Genomic DNA, 17,361 nt, shown 5'->3' on the forward strand with positions numbered 1-17,361 from the left:
ACCTGAACGGAGGCCACGCGTCTCGAACAGTGCTTCAACGCGACGCATCGGCACGACAGTTAGAAACGCTCGTTGCGCACGCTCTGCGTGGGAATGCAGTTCTCGACGCTCCGCGTCGCAAAAGGACGCGGAGTGTCCTGAAACTGCGTGCCAACGCGGAGCATCGGCACGCTAGCCGTGGGCCTGATCAGCCTTTGATCAGCGCTTCTACCAACTTCACCTGACGATCCAGCGTTGCGCGGTCAGCGCTGCGAACCGTGGCGTGTCCGACCTTGCGGCCAGCCTTGAACGCCTTGCCGTAGTGATGCAGGTGGCAGTCTTCGACAGCGATGACCTTGTCCACTGCGGGCACTTCACCGATGAAGTTGAGCATGGCGCTTTCACCGACCTTGGCTGTAGAGCCCAGCGGCAGACCGGCAACCGCCCGCAGGTGGTTTTCGAACTGGCTGCACTCGGCGCCTTCGGTGGTCCAGTGACCGGAGTTGTGGACGCGCGGCGCAATCTCGTTGGCTTTCAGGCCACCGTCGACCTCAAAGAATTCGAATGCCAGCACGCCCACGTAATCCAGCTGCTTCAGGACGCGGCCGGCGTAGTCTTCGGCCAGTGCCTGCAAAGGATGATCAGTGCTGGCGATGGACAGACGCAGGATGCCGCTGTCATGCGTGTTGTGCACCAGCGGGTAGAACCGGGTCTCGCCATCACGCGCGCGCACGGCAATCAACGACACTTCACCGCTGAACGGTACGAAGCCTTCCAGCAGGCACGGCACGCTGCCCAGCTCGGCGAATGTGTCGACCACATCGGCTGCCGAACGCAGGACCTTCTGGCCCTTGCCGTCATAACCCAGGGTGCGGGTTTTCAGCACGGCAGGCAGACCGATGCTGGCTACTGCAGCATCCAGGTCGGCCTGCGACTGGATATCGGCGAATGCCGGCGTCGGGATGCCCAGGTCCTTGAACATGCTCTTTTCGAACCAGCGGTCACGCGCAATGCGCAACGCTTCGGCGCTCGGATAGACCGGTACGAACTGTGACAGAAACGCCACGGTCTCGGCCGGAACGCTTTCAAACTCGAAGGTCACCAGATCGACTTCATCCGCCAACTGACGCAGATGATCCAGATCGCCGTAATCGGCACGCAGATGCTCGCCAAGTGCCGCAGCACAGGCGTCCGGCGCAGGATCGAGAAAGGCGAAGTTCATGCCCAGCGGCGTACCTGCCAATGCCAACATGCGGCCCAGCTGGCCACCACCGATTACACCGATCTTCATGGAAAAACCTCAGGCGTGGCGTGGGTCTGGATTGTCCAGGACGCTGTCTGTCTGTTCAGTGCGAAATTTCTTCAGCGCTGCGTGGAATTGCGGGTGCTTTGCGCCGAGGATGCTCGCTGAAAGCAGCGCTGCGTTGATTGCACCCGCCTTGCCGATCGCCAGGGTCGCGACCGGGATACCGGCCGGCATCTGCACGATCGACAACAGCGAGTCGACACCCGAGAGCATTGAAGACTGCACCGGAACGCCCAACACAGGCAGGTGGGTCTTGGCAGCGCACATGCCCGGCAAGTGAGCGGCACCACCAGCACCGGCGATGATCACTTCAATGCCACGGCCTTCCGCTTCGTCGGCGTACTGGAACAGCAGATCCGGTGTGCGGTGCGCTGACACCACCTTGACTTCAAAAGGGATGCCGAGCTTTTCCAGCATATCGGCGGTGTGGCTAAGGGTGGACCAATCGGACTTGGAGCCCATGATCACGCCAACCAGTGCGCTCATCGTCGTGCCTCTCATCGGGCGCCCGCAGGCGCGTCTGAAAACAACAAGCCACGCGGGGGGACCGGCGTGGCTTGTTGTACGAATAATGACCGGTTTAACCGGCCAAAGGCCGCGCAGTATACCGCAAAGCGCCAGGATGACAGCCCCCATACGCTCAACCGTCCAGGTTTTTATAGCGGGAGGCAGCACGGAAAAATCCGGCAGAGAATCGGCACTTGTACTGCACACCAATCAAACAAGGGCTACTGCGATAGATGTTGATCCTGATTTCCTGTCAACGCCAGTTGCTATTAGATCTCCGGCACCGGGCTACACACGGCCGGCCACAATCCACCTACTCAAGGATGAGTGCGATGATCAAGAAATATACAAGCTGTCTGCTGCTATGCGCGCTGGCGCTGAGCCATGCGGCATGGGCCAACAATAGCGCCTCCAGGCAACCGTTGACCCTGTACCTGGTTCTCCACAACGACACGTCACATCACGGCACCCAGGAACTACGCCAGGACTACTTCGCTTGGCTCATAAAAGATCTGCAAAGCTTCACGGGTCGTTATGTGCGATTGGCGTTCATTCGCGACGTCCCGGGCCTTACTGACTTCGCTTATCAGAGCGACGATGTAGACGAAACCTATTACGCCTGGAAAAACAGGATGGATCGGTATGTCATCGACAACGGCCTGGAGCGCAACGCGACCACCAAGTACCTGCTGTTGACTCAGAACAGGATCAACTCAAAGACTCTGGGCGCCAGCACCGACAAAAGCTACACAGTCATAGCCTCACTGGAAACATTCGCAATCCCCGCGCACGAGCTGGGCCATATGCTCGGCGGCACTCATGAGGCCGCAGAGGTTATCTATAAGGGGGGATGGTGGTGTCAGACGAATATCATCGAAAGCCACGAAAAAATACGCTCCAATTGCTATGTCTACAGCGACGCCAACAAGCAAATCATTGCTGATCATCTGAACAGATTTCCCTGAGCAGACCAGGGTCGCTCTCCGGCATCGCCAGGAGCGGCGCTTGTCACCGGGAATCTGGCGCCGCCGCACCTTCAAGCTTGCGCCACAACAGGCGCACGTTGGCCTTGCGCACCAGTGCGCAGCGGTACAGGCGGATCTCCAGCGGCACATGCCACTGCGGTCCGCCACACACCACCAGTTCACCGCGCGCCAGCTCGGCGCGCACACTCAGTTGCGGCACCCAGGCAATCCCCAACCCTTCCAGCGCCATGCTTTTCAAGCTGTCGGCCATGGCCGTCTCGTAAACCGTCGTGAAGCGCAGATTGCGCTGACGCAACAACAGGTTCACCGACCGCCCGAGAAAGGCCCCGGCGCTATAGGCAAGCAGCGGCACACTGCCCTCGCCTTCCATATCGAATAACGGCCGCCCCTCGGCATCGGCGGCACAGACCGGCAACATCTCGGTGTGGCCCAAATGCAGCGAGGGAAAGATTTCGGCGTCCATCTGCAGCGCGGCATCGGGATCGTAGAACGCCAGCATCAGATCACAGCCACCTTCGCGCAACGCATGCACCGCGTCGCCGACGTTGGTTGCCACCAGCCGGGTGGCAATGTTCAGCCCTTCGTTGCGCAATTGGGCGATCCAGCGCGGAAAGAACCCCAGTGCCAGAGAGTGCGCCGCAGCCACCTGCATGACCTCGCCCTGCCCGCCTTCCAGGTGATGCAGATGACGCACGACTTCGCCCAGTTGCTCGACCACGGTACGGGCCGTGACCAGAAACAATTGTCCGGCAGCGGTCAACTCGATGGGCGTACGCGAGCGATTGACCAGTGTCAGCCCCAATGCCGACTCAAGACTGCGAATACGCCGGCTGAATGCCGGCTGAGTCACGAAGCGACGCTCGGCGGCCTGAGAAAAGCTGCGAGTGGCCGCCAGGGCGCTGAAATCCTCCAGCCATTTGCTTTCCAGATTCATCAGGTCCTCCCGGACAATGGATGACGGCTTCGACAGGCAATTGCGCGTGCCCTGCGGCACCAGTTTGCAGCGTCCTGGTGGGACGCCCGGCGAAGCGAGGCGGATACATACCCTGACGGCGCAGCAAATGTGACCGAAGAAGCGCACCGGTGCGACATTTTGCCCCCTTTACGCACTGAACGGAATCCAGGTCACGCGCTGATTATGCCGTTATTGCATAGGCCAGCGTTTAACAGCATTGGTCAATCGAAGACGGCAAGCCCACTATTCGTGGCGTTCCGGCATTGTCCGTGCCTTTTTGAGACTTTTTTTATCATGTCCTCGCCTGCATCATCGCGCATCGAAAAAGACCTGCTTGGTGTTCTCGAAGTACCTGCCAACGCTTATTACGGCATCCAGACCCTGCGAGCGGTGAACAACTTTCACCTCTCCGGCGTGCCGCTTTCGCACTACCCGAAACTGGTAGTCGCGCTGGCCATGGTCAAGCAGGCGGCAGCAGATGCAAACCATCAGCTCGGACACCTCAATGACGCCAAGCATGCGGCGATCAGCGAGGCCTGCGCCCGCCTGATCCGCGGCGACTTCCATGATCAGTTCGTGGTCGACATGATTCAGGGCGGCGCCGGCACGTCCACCAACATGAATGCCAACGAAGTCATCGCCAACATCGCTCTGGAAACCATGGGTTTCGAGAAAGGCGAATACAAACACCTGCACCCCAACAACGATGTCAACATGGCGCAGTCGACCAACGACGCCTACCCCACCGCGATCCGTCTGGGTCTTCTGCTGGGTCACGACGCCCTGCTCGCCAGCCTGTCCAGCCTGATTCAGTCCTTCGCCGCCAAGGGCGAAGAATTCAACCATGTGCTGAAGATGGGCCGCACCCAGTTGCAGGACGCCGTTCCAATGACCCTGGGTCAGGAGTTCCGCGCCTTTGCCACCACCCTGACCGAAGACCTCAACCGCCTGCGCAGCCTGGCACCCGAGCTGTTGACCGAAGTGAACCTGGGCGGAACCGCCATCGGTACCGGCATCAACGCCGACCCCGGCTATCAGAAGCTGGCGGTCGATCGTCTGGCGCTCATTAGCGGTCAGCCTCTGGTGCCTGCTGCCGATCTGATCGAAGCGACCTCCGACATGGGCGCCTTCGTGCTGTTCTCGGGCATGCTCAAGCGTACCGCGGTCAAGCTGTCGAAAATCTGCAACGACCTGCGCCTGCTGTCCAGCGGCCCGCGCACCGGCATCAACGAAATCAACCTGCCGGCACGCCAGCCAGGCAGCTCGATCATGCCCGGCAAGGTCAACCCGGTGATCCCGGAAGCGGTCAATCAGGTTGCTTTCGAAATCATCGGCAACGACCTGTCGCTGACCATGGCTGCCGAAGGCGGACAACTGCAGCTCAACGTGATGGAGCCGCTGATCGCCTACAAGATCTTCGACTCGATCCGTCTGCTGCAGCGCGCCATGGACATGCTGCGCGAGCACTGCATCGTCGGCATCACCGCCAACGAACAGCGCTGCCGCGAGCTGGTCGAGCATTCGATCGGTCTGGTCACCGCCCTGAACCCCTACATCGGTTACGAAAACTCCACCCGTATCGCCCGCATCGCGCTGGAAACCGGCCGCGGCGTGCTGGAACTGGTGCGTGAAGAAGGTCTGCTAGACGACGCCATGCTCGACGACATCCTGCGCCCGGAAAACATGATCGCTCCGCGTCTGGCCCCCTTGAAGGCCTGACAGGGAATGACCTGCGCAACCTGCTCACCAGATTGAGGGCCTAGACACCCCTCAATTTTTTGAGGGTCTGGGAGTGATTCTCCAGACCCTTTTTTTTGCCCGCAGCAAAGGGCTCCGACACTGGACCCAGAGCCTTCGGCACACCACTTTTGCGGAGCCATCCGTGGAAGTATTCATTCATCGTCGCGAATGAAGAATCAGCCGTACAAGAAAGCGACTACAGACGTAAAAACTTTGCACCGGTATAGTGCGCCCCCTCAAAAGTAGCGAGGAATAACAAAAATGCTGGAAATGATTAACGACTTTCTCTCCGGTAAAGTACTGATCGTACTTATCGTAGGCTTGGGTAGTTACTTCACGATCCGCTCGCGTTTCGTTCAGTTTCGACACTTTTTCCACATGTTCTCGGTTTTTCGCGACAGTCTGCGCAGCAGCGCGGGCCAGTTGAGTTCGTTTCAGGCCCTGATGCTCAGCCTTGCGGGCCGCGTCGGTGCCGGTAACATCGCAGGCGTCGGCATTGCCGTCACGCTCGGCGGTCCGGGTGCCGTGTTCTGGATGTGGGTGACCGCACTGGTCGGCATGGCCAGCAGCTTCATCGAGTGCTCCCTCGCTCAGCTCTACAAGCGCAAGGATTCCGAAGGCCAGTTCCGTGGCGGTCCGGCGTTCTACATCCAGCACGGTCTGGGTAAACGCTGGCTGGGCATGGTCATGGCCGTACTGCTGCTGGTGACCTTCGGTTTTGCCTTCAACGGCCTGCAATCGCACGCTGTGACCGACTCGCTGAAAAGCGCGTTCAACGTCGACACCCGAACCACCGGCATCTGTCTGGTCGTGCTGCTGGGCCTGGCCTTCGTTGGTGGCATCAAGCGTATCGCGGCTATTTCCGACCTGCTGGTTCCGGTCAAGACCCTGATCTACATCGCGGTCACCATCTACGTCATCGTCCTGCAGATCGACCACGTTCCCGGCATGCTGATGACCATCGTCAGAAGCGCCTTCGGCCTTGATCCGGTATTCGGCGGCCTGATCGGCAGCGCGATCGTGATGGGCGTCAAACGTGGCGTCTTCGCCAACGAAGCCGGTCTGGGCAGTGCGCCCAACGTGGCTGCCGTGGCACACGTCGAGCACCCGGTAGCGCAGGGCGTGGTTCAGGCGTTCAGCGTGTTCCTCGACACCTTCGTAATCTGCACCTGCACCGCCTTGCTGATTCTTCTGTCCGGTATCTACGACATCGGCTACGACGGCAACGGTATCGTTCTGGCACAGAACTCGCTGGCAGCCGTAGTCGGTGACTGGGGCAGAATCTTCATCAGCGTGGCGTTGGCCCTGTTCGTCTTCACCTCGATTCTCTACAACTACTACCTGGGCGAAAACAGCCTGCGGTTCCTGTTTGGCGAGAAGATCCAGACCATCATCATCTACCGTATCGCGGTGCTGGTATTGATCATGTGGGGTGCCGTCGTCGACCTGAAAGATGTACTGGCGTTCGCCGACATCACCATGACCATGCTGGCGTTCGTCAACCTGATCGCGCTCGCAATGCTGTTCAAAGTCGTCAAGCGCATTTTGAACGACTACGATGCGCAACGTCGGGCCGGGGTCAAGACGCCGGTGTTCGATTCCAGCCAGTTCCCTGATCTGGACCTGGACCGCAACGCATGGCCGGCCAATCCGACGCGTCAGTCGACACAGGACGCCGAAGCGGCAGCCAAGCCTGTACCCGAAGCACGATAACCACCGCGACACTACGCCGGAGTAGAGCCATGCCTCATGACGCACAACAACCAGCCCAACGCGTAATGGTTCTTTACACCGGCGGCACCATCGGCATGCAGGCCAGCGCCAACGGCCTGGCACCGGCCTCCGGTTTCGAAGCGCGAATGGCCGGGCAACTGGCCGAGCACCCGGAACTGGTGGTGCCGCAGTGGCACTTTCGCGAGATGTCGCCGCTGATCGACAGCGCCAACATGACGCCTTCCTACTGGTTGCGTCTGCGCGAGGCGGTAATCGAGGCGATTGAGGTCGACGGTTGCGATGCGGTGCTGGTTCTGCATGGCACCGACACCCTGGCGTACAGCGCAGCGGCGATGAGCTTCCAGTTGCTGGGGTTCAGCGCACCGGTGCTGTTCACCGGCTCTATGCTGCCTGCCGGCGTGCAGGACAGCGATGCCTGGGAAAACGTCAACGGCGCCCTGCTGGCGCTGGGGTCGGGTCTGGTGTCAGGCGTTCAGTTGTATTTTCACGGGCAACTGATGACACCTGTACGCTGCGCGAAAATTCGCAGCTTCGGCCGTCAACCGTTCGCACCGCTGCAACGCTCGCGTGGCGGCCATGCGGTGGTTTCGCTCCCTGACGCATTGAACTATCGCCAGCCGAAGACACTGGCAGAGGTCGCAGTATTACCACTGTTTCCGGGTGTCGGTGCTGCTCAGCTGGACGGTTTGATCAATAGCGGTATCCGCGGTCTGGTGCTCGAGTGCTTCGGCAGCGGCACAGGCCCAAGTGACGATCCGCAATTTCTGGCCAGTCTGGAGAACGCCCGAGCGCTGGGTGTCTGTGTGGTCGCGATTACCCAGTGCCATGAGGGCGGTGTCGAACTGGATGTCTACGAAGCGGGCAGCCGACTGCGTGGTGCAGGCGTGCTCTCCGGTGGTGGCATGACCCGTGAGGCCGCGCTCGGCAAGCTGCATGCGCTGCTGGGCGCACGCCTGACGACCGAGGAAGTACGGCGCCTGGTCGAACTGGACCTGTGTGGCGAGCTGCGTTAAGCGGCTACTTCTGCTTTACCCGAGGCGTCACGCACTCGCGCGACGCCTCACCCCTTCATGAAGCCTTGCATTCTTCCTGCGCGCCCCTGAGCATCGAATCCAGATTGCGCTCGATGTTTTCGCACAACGCCGTCATCTGAATCTCATGTTCACTGGCACGGAACGGGCTCTGCAGGTCAGTACCGATCTTCTCGATCGCCAACAGCATGAAACCCACCACCGTCGACGCCAGCGGCGTGAACCAGCCAAGGGTCTCCACCAGACCAATCGGTACGATAAGGCAGAACAGCGTGATGAACAGGCGCGGAAAGGCTACGTACGGATAAGGCAACGGTGTATTGGCAATACGCTCCATGCCGCCCTGGCAATTGGAGATGTCCACCATGGTCGACTCCAGACGTGCCAGACGAATGCTGTCCAGCCGCCCGGCCTGATACTCCTTGGCCAACAGCGCAGCCGACGTATTGAGCAGGTCGTTGGGAAAGTTGTTGGTGTCGTGACGACGTTCAAATTCCTCGCGAGGAATCAGCATCTGAACCTCATCACCACATTTGGCGCCCTTCAGGTGCGCAGACAGGCACTTCACATACGCGACATGGCGACGCAACAGTGTGGCCTTGACCGGGTTGATCCCGTCGTCATCCTCGACCAGCGTCAGCACTTGCCGAGCGAAGCTGCGTGAACTGTTGACCAGCGCACCCCATAGCGTCCTGGCTTCCCACCAGCGGTTATAGGCACTTGAGTTGCGGAAGCTGGTCAGCACCACCAGCGCCGAGCCCAGCAGGGTCAACGGCATGGACGGCAAGGTGATCTTGCGTTCCAGGTAGAGCATGAAGTCGACCGTGACAATCACGTCCCAGATCAAAAGCCAGAAAAGCGACCATCCTACGTAGCCGATGGTCTTGCCGAGAAAACGGATTTTCGAAATGATCGTTTGCTGCAAAAGAACCACCCCATCGAAAAATAAGCGAACCGCATACGCACAGTTACCGCATGGCCTTTGAATACGAAACCGGCAGTTGGTTCGCAAGCGGCCCGCTTGTCTCGGGGTTTCAGACGTTTTCAGCAGCCATTAAGAGCCACCTGTGGACGCTCGCCGGTGAAGAAAATCGGCCGCAGGCGGACACCAACGACGTTACCGGCGTAGGCCGCTACCAGCCACAGCCAGCCGTGCAGGCTGCCGGATGCGATACCGCTGAAGTACGCACCAATGTTGCAGCCGTAGGCCAGTCGCGAACCGTAGCCCAGCAGCAAGCCGCCGATGACCGCCGCCACCAGCGAGCGCGTGGGGATATCGAGGCTGGGTGCAAAACGACCTGCCAGACCTGCCGCCAGCAAGGCACCGAGCATGATGCCGATGTCCATCACACTGGTGATGTCTTCCCACACCGGAGCCGCCAGCGCCTTGGCGTTTGCAGCGCTCTGCCAGAACACCCAGCTGCCGACGTCTACCCCCAGCCCGCTGGCCGCTTTTGCACCCCACAGCGCGAACGCCGAGGTGATGCCCCACGGACGACCGGCCAACGCCAGCGTTGCGTAATTGAGAAGCGCCAGCGCGACAGCGCCCCAGACCAGAATCCACGGCCCGCGCAGCACACGACTCAGACCGCGATGGTCCGTGGCTGGCGGCGTTTCAAGCTGGCCATGACGGCGCTTTTCGAGCTTGACGGTCACCAGGGCGATCAAGCCGAACAGCGCCAGATTGACCAGCAGCGCAGGCAGCACGCCGAAGGTTTTGACCACCGACACCGCCGGGAACGAAGGCAGGGCAAACCACCAGTCGACGTGATGGGTGGCAATCAGTGAGCCGAGGATGAAAAACAGCAAGGTCACCAGCATCCGCGCATTGCCACCACCGGCAGTGAACAGTGTGCCGGACGCACAGCCACCGCCCAGCTGCATGCCGATGCCGAAAATGAACGCGCCGACGACAACCGAAATCCCGACCGGAGCAACCAGACCAGTGACTGGCTGGCCAAACAGCGTGCCCGCGCCCAGTGCCGGGAAAAACAGCACAACGGCGACCGCCAGCATGACCATTTGCGCGCGCAGGCCTGCACCCCGCCGCTCGCGGATGAACACCCGCCAGGCCGAGGTGAAACCAAATGCCGCGTGATACAGCGTTACGCCCAACGCCGCGCCGACGATCCACAGCATCACCTGACGGGTGCCGACACTGAGCAGAAGGAACTGGGCGCCCATCAGCAGCAGGAACAGCGCGGCCAGCGGCGCGCCGAACTTGCGTCCGGGTGTTGCAGTAAGAGAGTTGTTCATGGGTATCTCAAGGACAGGTAACAGAAAGCACAGATTATACGCCTGCCAACGGGACTACTCGGACCAGACCTCGCGCAGCCTGTTCAATGCCTCGACCATCTCGTACTCGGGCACTGCGGCAAACCCCAGCACCAGCCCGGCCCGGTTATCCACAGGCTCAGTGGAATCAGGCAGCCAGTAATCACTCAGGGCATTCATTTCGACCCCGACGCCATTGGCCTTGGCAATCAGCGCCTGCTCACGCGCCACGCTGTCGACCTTGACCATGACATGCAGCCCGGCAACCCCTCTGGGCATTGTCGCGCATCCCGGAATATCGGCAGGCCAGTTATCCAGCAGCACATTGCGCCGACTGAGCGCCGCGCGCCGCATGCGACGTATGTGTCGCTGGAAATGACCCGACGCAATAAATTGCGCCATGACCGCCTGAACGCCAATTTCAGTATGGCGCATGTCCACGGCCTTGCGCTGGCTGAACATCGGCACCAGTTGCTCTGGCAAAACCAGATACCCGAGGCGCAGCGCCGGGAAGGCGATTTTGCCGAACGTCCCGACGTAGAGCACGCGCGCGTTGCGGTCGAGCGCGGCCAGAGGCGCCAATGGTGAACCGCTGTAGCGATACTCACCGTCGTAATCATCCTCGACAATCCAGCCTTGGTGTTTCTCGGCCCAGGCCAGCAATTCCAAGCGCCTTGCCAGGCTCATCACCACGCCGGTCGGGTACTGGTGTGAAGGTGTCACGTAGGCCAGGCTGCAGTCTGCCTGCTCGAGGTCGGCGCAACGCATGCCTTCGTTATCCACAGCCACCCCGTGCAATCGGGCACCTGCCAGTGCAAACGCATGACCGGCCGCCCGATACCCCGGATTCTCAACGGCGACGCCCTCGCCCGGGGCAAGAAGCAACTGTGCACAAAGGCTGATCGCATGCTGTGCACCACTGGTGATCACAATTTGCTCAGCACTGCAATGCAGCCCACGCGATGAGCGCAGGTAGACCGCAATCAGTTCACGTAACCGCGAGTCTCCCGCCGCTGACCCATAACCGAGCTGAGCAAGGTCCGGCTTGCGCCAAAAAGCGGCATACAGCTTGCCCCACAAGGCAAAGGGGAAAAGATCGAACGCCGGTACGCCTACCCGAAAGGCCCGCGGCCTACCCGTTGGTGGTTCATGCAAACGATGCTTTTCGAGCAGCGCGCGTGTCGGGTTGTGGATAACTTCACAGGAGGAATCTGACGGCATTTCAGCCGCGATTGTGGACAAACCTGTGCGTAACCCTGTGGATACACCTGTGGGTAAGTTGGTGGATAGTTTTTTACGGCTTGCCCGTCGAGGCGAAGCGTTTGCTTCAGAGAGCTGCGCGACATACGTGCCGTCGCCAACGCGCCCTTCAATGAAGCCCTCGGCATACAGCTGGTCGTAGGCCCGTATCACGCTGTTACGGGAGATGCCCAGTGAATGTGCCAAATCGCGGCTGGCTGGCAGGCGCGTGCCGCTGCTCAGGCGCCCATCGAGGACCTGCTGGCGCAACAGGCTATAAAGCTGCTTGCTCAGGCCCTGATTCGGGTCCAGCGCGATACCGGTGAGCGTGGACGGAAACGCAACGGGGACATCAGGCATGCATTGGCCCTATTGAAACTATCAAAAATGGATCTTACATCAGACCAATGCCTTGCCTACGATCCGGTCATCAGCCAAGGATATTCCCCATGTACATCCCCGCCGCTTTCAAGGACAACGACACACCGAGCCTGCACCAGCAGATGGAGCAGACGCGCCTGGCGATTCTGGTCACTGACGGCGCAGAGGGATTGCAGGCGACCCACCTGCCGCTGCTGTTGCGCCGCGATGAAGGCCCCCGAGGCACACTTTACGGGCATCTGGCCAAAGCCAATCCACAGTGGCAGCAGTTGAGCTCCGGCGCCGAAGCACTGGTGGTTTTTCCTGGCGGCGATGCCTACGTCAGCCCGTCGTTCTACCCAGGCAAGGCAGAGCACGGCAAGGTCGTACCCACATGGAATTATGTGGCCGTGCATGCCTATGGGCAGGCCGAGGTTTTTACCGACGCCGCGCACTTGCATCAATTGCTGGCTGACCTGACCCATCGCCATGAATCCGGCCGGGCGCAACCCTGGTCCATTGACGATGCGCCGGCGGACTACATCGCAAAAATGCTTGGAGCGATTGTCGGATTCGCCATTCCGGTGCAGCGGCTACAGGGCAAACGTAAACTCAGTCAGAATCGCAACGCTGCGGACATCGCCGGTGTGCGCGACGGCCTCGCCGCAAGCCAGGATGCAAATGACCAACTGATCGCTCGCTTGATGAGCGAAGGAAGCAGCTCATGACCGATGTGCGAATTCGCCCCGTTAGCGTCGACGATCATCACGCGTGGCTGCCTCTGTGGCAGGCCTATCTGCGCTTCTACAACACCGAGCTGGCCGAAGGCGTCAGCGACACCACCTGGCAACGCCTTGTGGACCCAAACGAACCGACTCACTCGGCGCTCGCCTGGCTGGGTGACGAGGCGGTGGGCATGGTGAACTTCATCTACCACCGCTCCAACTGGAGCATCAACAACGCCTGTTACCTGCAAGATCTGATCGTCGCACCCGAAAAACGCGGAACAGGCATCGGCAGGCGACTGATCGAGTTTGTCTATGCCACTGCCAAGGCAGACGGTTGCGACAAGGTGCACTGGCTGACCCACGAAACCAACGCCACGGCCATTCAGTTGTACGAGCGAATCGCCGAACGGCCCGGCCTCATACAATTTCGCAAAGCACTCTGAAACAGGAAGTGACTGATGTCTGACACCCTGCTGGACTGGCAAGCCGCTGCATTGCCCACGCCCCATACACTGACAGGCCGTTTCATTCGCCTGGAAAAACTCGATGTCGCGCGTCACGCCGATGACTTGTGGACGGCATTTGAAGGCCCGAATGCGGACCCGAAGCTGTGGGATTATCTGCCTTACGGGCCGTTCATCGACCGTAGCGCCTTCGATGCGTGGCTGGCCGGGCATCAGGCAGCCACCGATCCGTGGTTTTACACTGTGGTCGATCAGCAGACCGATAAGGCCAAGGGCGTCATCAGCCTGATGTCGATCGTCGCTGCCCACGGGCGAATCGAAATAGGTCATGTCACCTTCAGCGCCGCCATGCAACGCACGCCCAAAGGCACCGAAGCCATTTACCTGCTGGCCAGAGAGGCCTTCGCACTGGGCTATCGCCGCCTGGAATGGAAGTGCAACGCCAACAATGCCCGCTCCAAACGCGCTGCCGAGCGATTCGGCTTCAGCTACGAAGGCACCTTCCGCCAGCACATGGTGGTCAAAGGCCAGAGCAGGGATACCGCGTGGTACTCGATCCTCGACAGCGAATGGCCTGAATTACGAAAGGCATTTGAAAACTGGCTGGCTGTGGATAACTTCACTGACGGGCAACAGATCAAGGGGCTTGAGGCGTTTCGCTGATCCTGAGGACGCAAGGCGCCCAGAACTGCATTTCCACGTTGGAGCGTGCGGAACGATAGTCGTGACCACTGGGCCCGCCTGCCAGAATAAAAAAAGGGAAGCCACGAGTGCTTCCCTGAGGTAAACCTTTGGATGATGCGCAGGTGTCAGCTCAACCTTCGATCTCGATCAGCACTTCGCCCGGATTGACGCGGTCGCCCTTGGCGACGTGGATGGCGACGACCTTGCCTGCGACCGACGCCTGAACCTCGGTCTCCATCTTCATCGCTTCAGTGATCAGCACTGCCTGACCGGCCTTGACCACATCGCCCTCCTTGACCAGCACATCGACGATGTTGCCGGGCATGGTCGTGCTGACGTCGCCCGGTGCATGGGCTTGCTTGCGTTTACTGGCCCCGCCGCCGACGAATTCGTTGAGCGGCTCGAACACCACCTCTTCCGGCATGCCGTCTATGGTCAGGTAGAAGTGGCGCTTGCCCTCAGCCTTGACGCCCACACCGGTGATGTCGACCCGATAAGTCTCGCCGTGCACATCAATGACGAACTCGGTCGGTACGCCCTCACCGCCTGCCTTCGCCACGCTTCCGGCTTCGGGAATCGGCAGCAGCACTTCCGGCGCCAGCGTCCCGGCAGCGCGTTCCTCCAGGAACTTGCGGCCAATGTCCGGGAACATGGCAAACGTCAGCACGTCCTCTTCGGACTTGGCCAATGCGCCGATATCGGCCCTTAGCTTGGTCATCTCCGGTTTGAGCAGGTCGGCCGGACGAACATCGATCAGTTCTTCATTGCCGATCGCCTGGCGACGCAGCTTCTCATCCACCTGCCCCGGCGCCTTGCCGTACCCGCCCTGCAGATACAGCTTCACTTCATTGGTGATGGTTTTGTAACGCTCCCCGGCCAACACGTTGAAGAACGCCTGAGTACCGACGATCTGCGAAGTCGGAGTTACCAATGGCGGATAACCGAGGTCTTTGCGCACGCGCGGAATTTCAGCCAGTACTTCGCTCATGCGGTTGAGCGCCCCCTGCTCCTTCAGCTGATTGGCCAGGTTGGAAATCATCCCGCCCGGTACCTGGTTAACCTGCACCCGAGTGTCGACTGCAGTAAATTCGCTCTCGAACTGATGATATTTCTTACGCACCGCGTAGAAATACAGACCGATTTCCTGCAGCAGTTCCAGGTCCAGCCCGGTGTCGAACTCGCTGCCCTTGAGCGCGGCCACCATCGATTCGGTGCCCGGATGGCTGGTGCCCCAGGCAAAGCTGGAAATCGCCGTGTCGATATGGTCCGCGCCGCTTTCGATCGCCTTGAGCTGACACATCGCGGCCAAACCGGCCGTGTCATGCGAGTGGATGAACACCGGCAACGACTGCTCGGCCTTCAGCGCCTTGACCAGTTCACCCGTGGCATAAGGCGTCAACAGGCCGGCCATGTCCTTGATCGCCACCGAGTCACAGCCCATGGCTTCCATCTGCCGGGCCTGCGCCACGAAGGCCTCGATGGTATGCACCGGGCTGGTGGTGTAGGCGATGGTGCCCTGTGCATGTTTGCCCGCCGCTTTCACCGCCTCGATGGCAACCCGCAGGTTACGCACATCGTTCATGGCATCGAAAATACGGAACACATCAATACCGTTGACCGCCGCCTTGGCGACGAACGCCTTGACCACGTCATCGCTGTAATGCCGATAACCCAGCAGGTTCTGGCCACGCAGGAGCATCTGCAACCGGGTATTGGGCAAGGCCGCACGCAGCTGGCGCAGACGTTCCCAAGGGTCTTCCTTGAGAAAACGCACGCAGGCATCGAAGGTGGCACCGCCCCAGACTTCCAGCGACCAGTAGCCGACCTGGTCGAGCTTGTCGCAGATCGGCAGCATGTCTTCGGTACGCATGCGCGTCGCCAGCAACGATTGATGAGCGTCACGCAGGATGGTGTCGGTTACGAAAATCTTCTTGGACATTTCACTGTTCCTTACAGACCGGCGTGTGCGGCAATGGCGGCGGCGATGGCCAGGGCCAGCTCTTCGGGTTTGCGTTTGATCGAATAATTGGTCAGCTCGGGGTGGCTCTCGACAAAGCTGGTGTTGAACTCACCGCTGCGGAACTCCGGGTTGCGGAGGATTTCCTGGTAATAGGCAGCCGTGGTCTTGACCCCTTGCAGGCGCATGTCATCGAGCGCACGCAGGCCGCGGTCCATGGCCTCCTCCCAGGTCAACGCCCAGACAATCAGCTTCAGGCACATCGAGTCATAGAACGGCGGAATGGTGTAGCCGGTATAAATCGCCGTGTCGGTGCGCACGCCAGGTCCGCCGGGCGCGTAATAACGAGTGATCTTGCCGAAGCTGGGCAGGAAGTTGTTCTTCGGGTCCTCGGCATTGATCCGGAACTGCAGGGCAAAACCGCGATGGATGATGTCTTCCTGCTTGACCGACAGCGGCAGACCGGAGGCAATACGGATCTGCTCGCGAACGATATCAATGCCGGTGATTTCTTCGGTGATGGTGTGCTCGACCTGCACCCGGGTGTTCATTTCCATGAAGTACACCTCGCCCTCGGCGAGCAGAAACTCCACGGTGCCAGCGTTCTCGTAACCAACCGCCTTGGCCGCACGTACCGACAGATCGCCGATGTAGGCGCGCTGTTCGGGCGTCAACTGCGGGCTGGGGGCGATTTCGATGAGCTTCTGATTGCGTCGCTGAATCGAACAGTCGCGCTCGAACAGGTGCACCACATTGCCAAAGCTGTCGCCCAGAATCTGCGCTTCAATGTGCTTGGGATTGACGATGCACTTCTCAAGAAAGACTTCTGCCGAACCGAAGGCCTTGGTCGCTTCGGAAATCACGCGCGGGAAGGCCTGCTCGAGTTCTTCGCGGCTGTTGCAGCGGCGGATGCCACGTCCACCGCCCCCGGAAGTGGCCTTGAGCATCACCGGGTAACCGATACGCTCGCCCTCGGCCAGCGCCTCGTCGATATCTGCCACGTTGCCTTCGGTACCGGGCGTGACCGGCACACCGGCCTTGATCATGCTGCGTCGGGCCTCGGTCTTGTCCCCCATGCGGCGAATCACTTCGGCTGAGGGACCGATGAATTTGATCCCTCGTTCGGCACAGATATCGGCCAGTTCGGCATTCTCGGAAAGAAAGCCGTAACCCGGATGCAGCGCATCGCAGCCGGTTTCCACTGCCAGATTCACCAACTTGCGCGGGTTCAGGTAACCCGCCAGAGGTTCGGCACCAATGCTATAGGCTTCGTCGGCACGTTTGACATGCAAGGCATGCCGGTCAGCGTCGGAAAAGATCGCCACCGAGCGAATGCCCATCTCGGCGCATGCACGCACGATACGAACGGCAATCTCCCCGCGGTTGGCGATCAGAATTTTTGTTATCACTGGCGTTT

General features: G+C 60.2%; 15 protein-coding genes. 7 read left to right on the forward strand and 8 right to left on the reverse strand.

Annotation, left to right across the window (positions count from 1 at the left end; translation table 11 throughout):
* Positions 1 to 187: 187 nt before the first annotated feature.
* Together PI739_RS16375 and purE are read right to left on the reverse strand one after the other, a co-directional pair.
* A complete protein-coding gene (locus PI739_RS16375) occupies positions 188 to 1,270 on the reverse strand; it encodes a 5-(carboxyamino)imidazole ribonucleotide synthase (RefSeq protein ID WP_003349746.1) in 1,083 nt (360 codons plus the stop codon).
* A 9-nt stretch (positions 1,271 to 1,279) separates the two neighbouring features.
* Positions 1,280 to 1,771, reverse strand: coding sequence for a 5-(carboxyamino)imidazole ribonucleotide mutase (gene purE, locus PI739_RS16380; protein WP_003340324.1), 492 nt, complete (start codon positions 1,769 to 1,771; stop codon positions 1,280 to 1,282).
* A gap of 353 nt (positions 1,772 to 2,124) precedes the next feature.
* Between purE and PI739_RS16385 the strand changes: the two genes are divergently transcribed.
* On the forward strand, positions 2,125 to 2,757 hold the full coding sequence (locus tag PI739_RS16385) for a zinc metalloprotease (RefSeq protein WP_271352046.1): 633 nt from the start codon (positions 2,125 to 2,127) through the stop codon (positions 2,755 to 2,757).
* 43 nt (positions 2,758 to 2,800) lie between these two features.
* On the opposite strand, the gene PI739_RS16390 is transcribed toward PI739_RS16385, so the two are convergent.
* Complete coding sequence (locus PI739_RS16390; protein ID WP_003367967.1) at positions 2,801 to 3,712, reverse strand: LysR substrate-binding domain-containing protein; 912 nt, start codon at positions 3,710 to 3,712, stop codon at positions 2,801 to 2,803.
* 315 nt (positions 3,713 to 4,027) lie between these two features.
* Here PI739_RS16390 and aspA point away from each other — a divergent pair, with 315 nt between their 5' ends.
* From aspA to PI739_RS16405, 3 genes are all read left to right on the forward strand, one after another.
* Positions 4,028 to 5,452 carry an aspartate ammonia-lyase gene (gene aspA, locus PI739_RS16395; RefSeq protein ID WP_003367966.1) on the forward strand — a complete coding sequence of 475 codons (1,425 nt, stop codon included), beginning with the start codon at positions 4,028 to 4,030 and terminating at the stop codon, positions 5,450 to 5,452.
* Positions 5,453 to 5,734: 282 nt separating this feature from the next.
* Positions 5,735 to 7,186, forward strand: coding sequence for an alanine/glycine:cation symporter family protein (locus PI739_RS16400; protein WP_003367965.1), 1,452 nt, complete (start codon positions 5,735 to 5,737; stop codon positions 7,184 to 7,186).
* 29 nt (positions 7,187 to 7,215) lie between these two features.
* Positions 7,216 to 8,220 carry an asparaginase gene (locus PI739_RS16405; RefSeq protein WP_271352047.1) on the forward strand — a complete coding sequence of 335 codons (1,005 nt, stop codon included), beginning with the start codon at positions 7,216 to 7,218 and terminating at the stop codon, positions 8,218 to 8,220.
* Positions 8,221 to 8,275: 55 nt separating this feature from the next.
* Here PI739_RS16405 and PI739_RS16410 read toward each other — a convergent pair whose 3' ends face one another.
* The 3 genes from PI739_RS16410 to pdxR form a co-directional block, all read right to left on the reverse strand.
* Positions 8,276 to 9,163 carry a bestrophin family protein gene (locus PI739_RS16410; RefSeq protein WP_003316074.1) on the reverse strand — a complete coding sequence of 296 codons (888 nt, stop codon included), beginning with the start codon at positions 9,161 to 9,163 and terminating at the stop codon, positions 8,276 to 8,278.
* Between the two features lie 119 nt (positions 9,164 to 9,282).
* Positions 9,283 to 10,494 carry a YeeE/YedE family protein gene (locus tag PI739_RS16415; RefSeq protein ID WP_003432829.1) on the reverse strand — a complete coding sequence of 404 codons (1,212 nt, stop codon included), beginning with the start codon at positions 10,492 to 10,494 and terminating at the stop codon, positions 9,283 to 9,285.
* A 54-nt stretch (positions 10,495 to 10,548) separates the two neighbouring features.
* Positions 10,549 to 12,111 (reverse strand): MocR-like pyridoxine biosynthesis transcription factor PdxR, encoded by a 1,563-nt coding sequence (gene pdxR, locus PI739_RS16420; protein ID WP_072365330.1) that lies wholly within the window; start codon positions 12,109 to 12,111, stop codon positions 10,549 to 10,551.
* An 89-nt stretch (positions 12,112 to 12,200) separates the two neighbouring features.
* Between pdxR and PI739_RS16425 the strand changes: the two genes are divergently transcribed.
* From PI739_RS16425 to PI739_RS16435, 3 genes are read left to right on the forward strand one after another with little or no spacing between them, the layout of a single operon-like run.
* A complete protein-coding gene (locus tag PI739_RS16425) occupies positions 12,201 to 12,839 on the forward strand; it encodes an FMN-binding negative transcriptional regulator (protein WP_003367958.1) in 639 nt (212 codons plus the stop codon).
* Positions 12,836 to 13,282: a GNAT family N-acetyltransferase gene (locus tag PI739_RS16430; protein WP_003367956.1), complete on the forward strand. Its 447-nt coding sequence runs from the start codon at positions 12,836 to 12,838 to the stop codon at positions 13,280 to 13,282. Before PI739_RS16425 ends, PI739_RS16430 begins: the two co-directional genes overlap by 4 nt.
* A gap of 15 nt (positions 13,283 to 13,297) precedes the next feature.
* A complete protein-coding gene (locus tag PI739_RS16435; protein ID WP_054082254.1) occupies positions 13,298 to 13,966 on the forward strand; it encodes a GNAT family N-acetyltransferase in 669 nt (222 codons plus the stop codon).
* Between the two features lie 151 nt (positions 13,967 to 14,117).
* Here PI739_RS16435 and oadA read toward each other — a convergent pair whose 3' ends face one another.
* On the reverse strand, positions 14,118 to 15,926 hold the full coding sequence (oadA, locus tag PI739_RS16440) for a sodium-extruding oxaloacetate decarboxylase subunit alpha (RefSeq protein WP_003432826.1): 1,809 nt from the start codon (positions 15,924 to 15,926) through the stop codon (positions 14,118 to 14,120).
* Between the two features lie 11 nt (positions 15,927 to 15,937).
* The gene (locus PI739_RS16445; RefSeq protein ID WP_003367950.1) at positions 15,938 to 17,353 is read right to left on the reverse strand and encodes an acetyl-CoA carboxylase biotin carboxylase subunit; all 1,416 of its coding nucleotides are present in this window, start codon (positions 17,351 to 17,353) and stop codon (positions 15,938 to 15,940) included.
* Between the last annotated feature and the right edge of the window lie 8 nt (positions 17,354 to 17,361).

The sequence above is a fragment of the Pseudomonas cerasi genome, from assembly GCF_027983475.1.
GTDB lineage: Bacteria > Pseudomonadota > Gammaproteobacteria > Pseudomonadales > Pseudomonadaceae > Aquipseudomonas > Aquipseudomonas cerasi.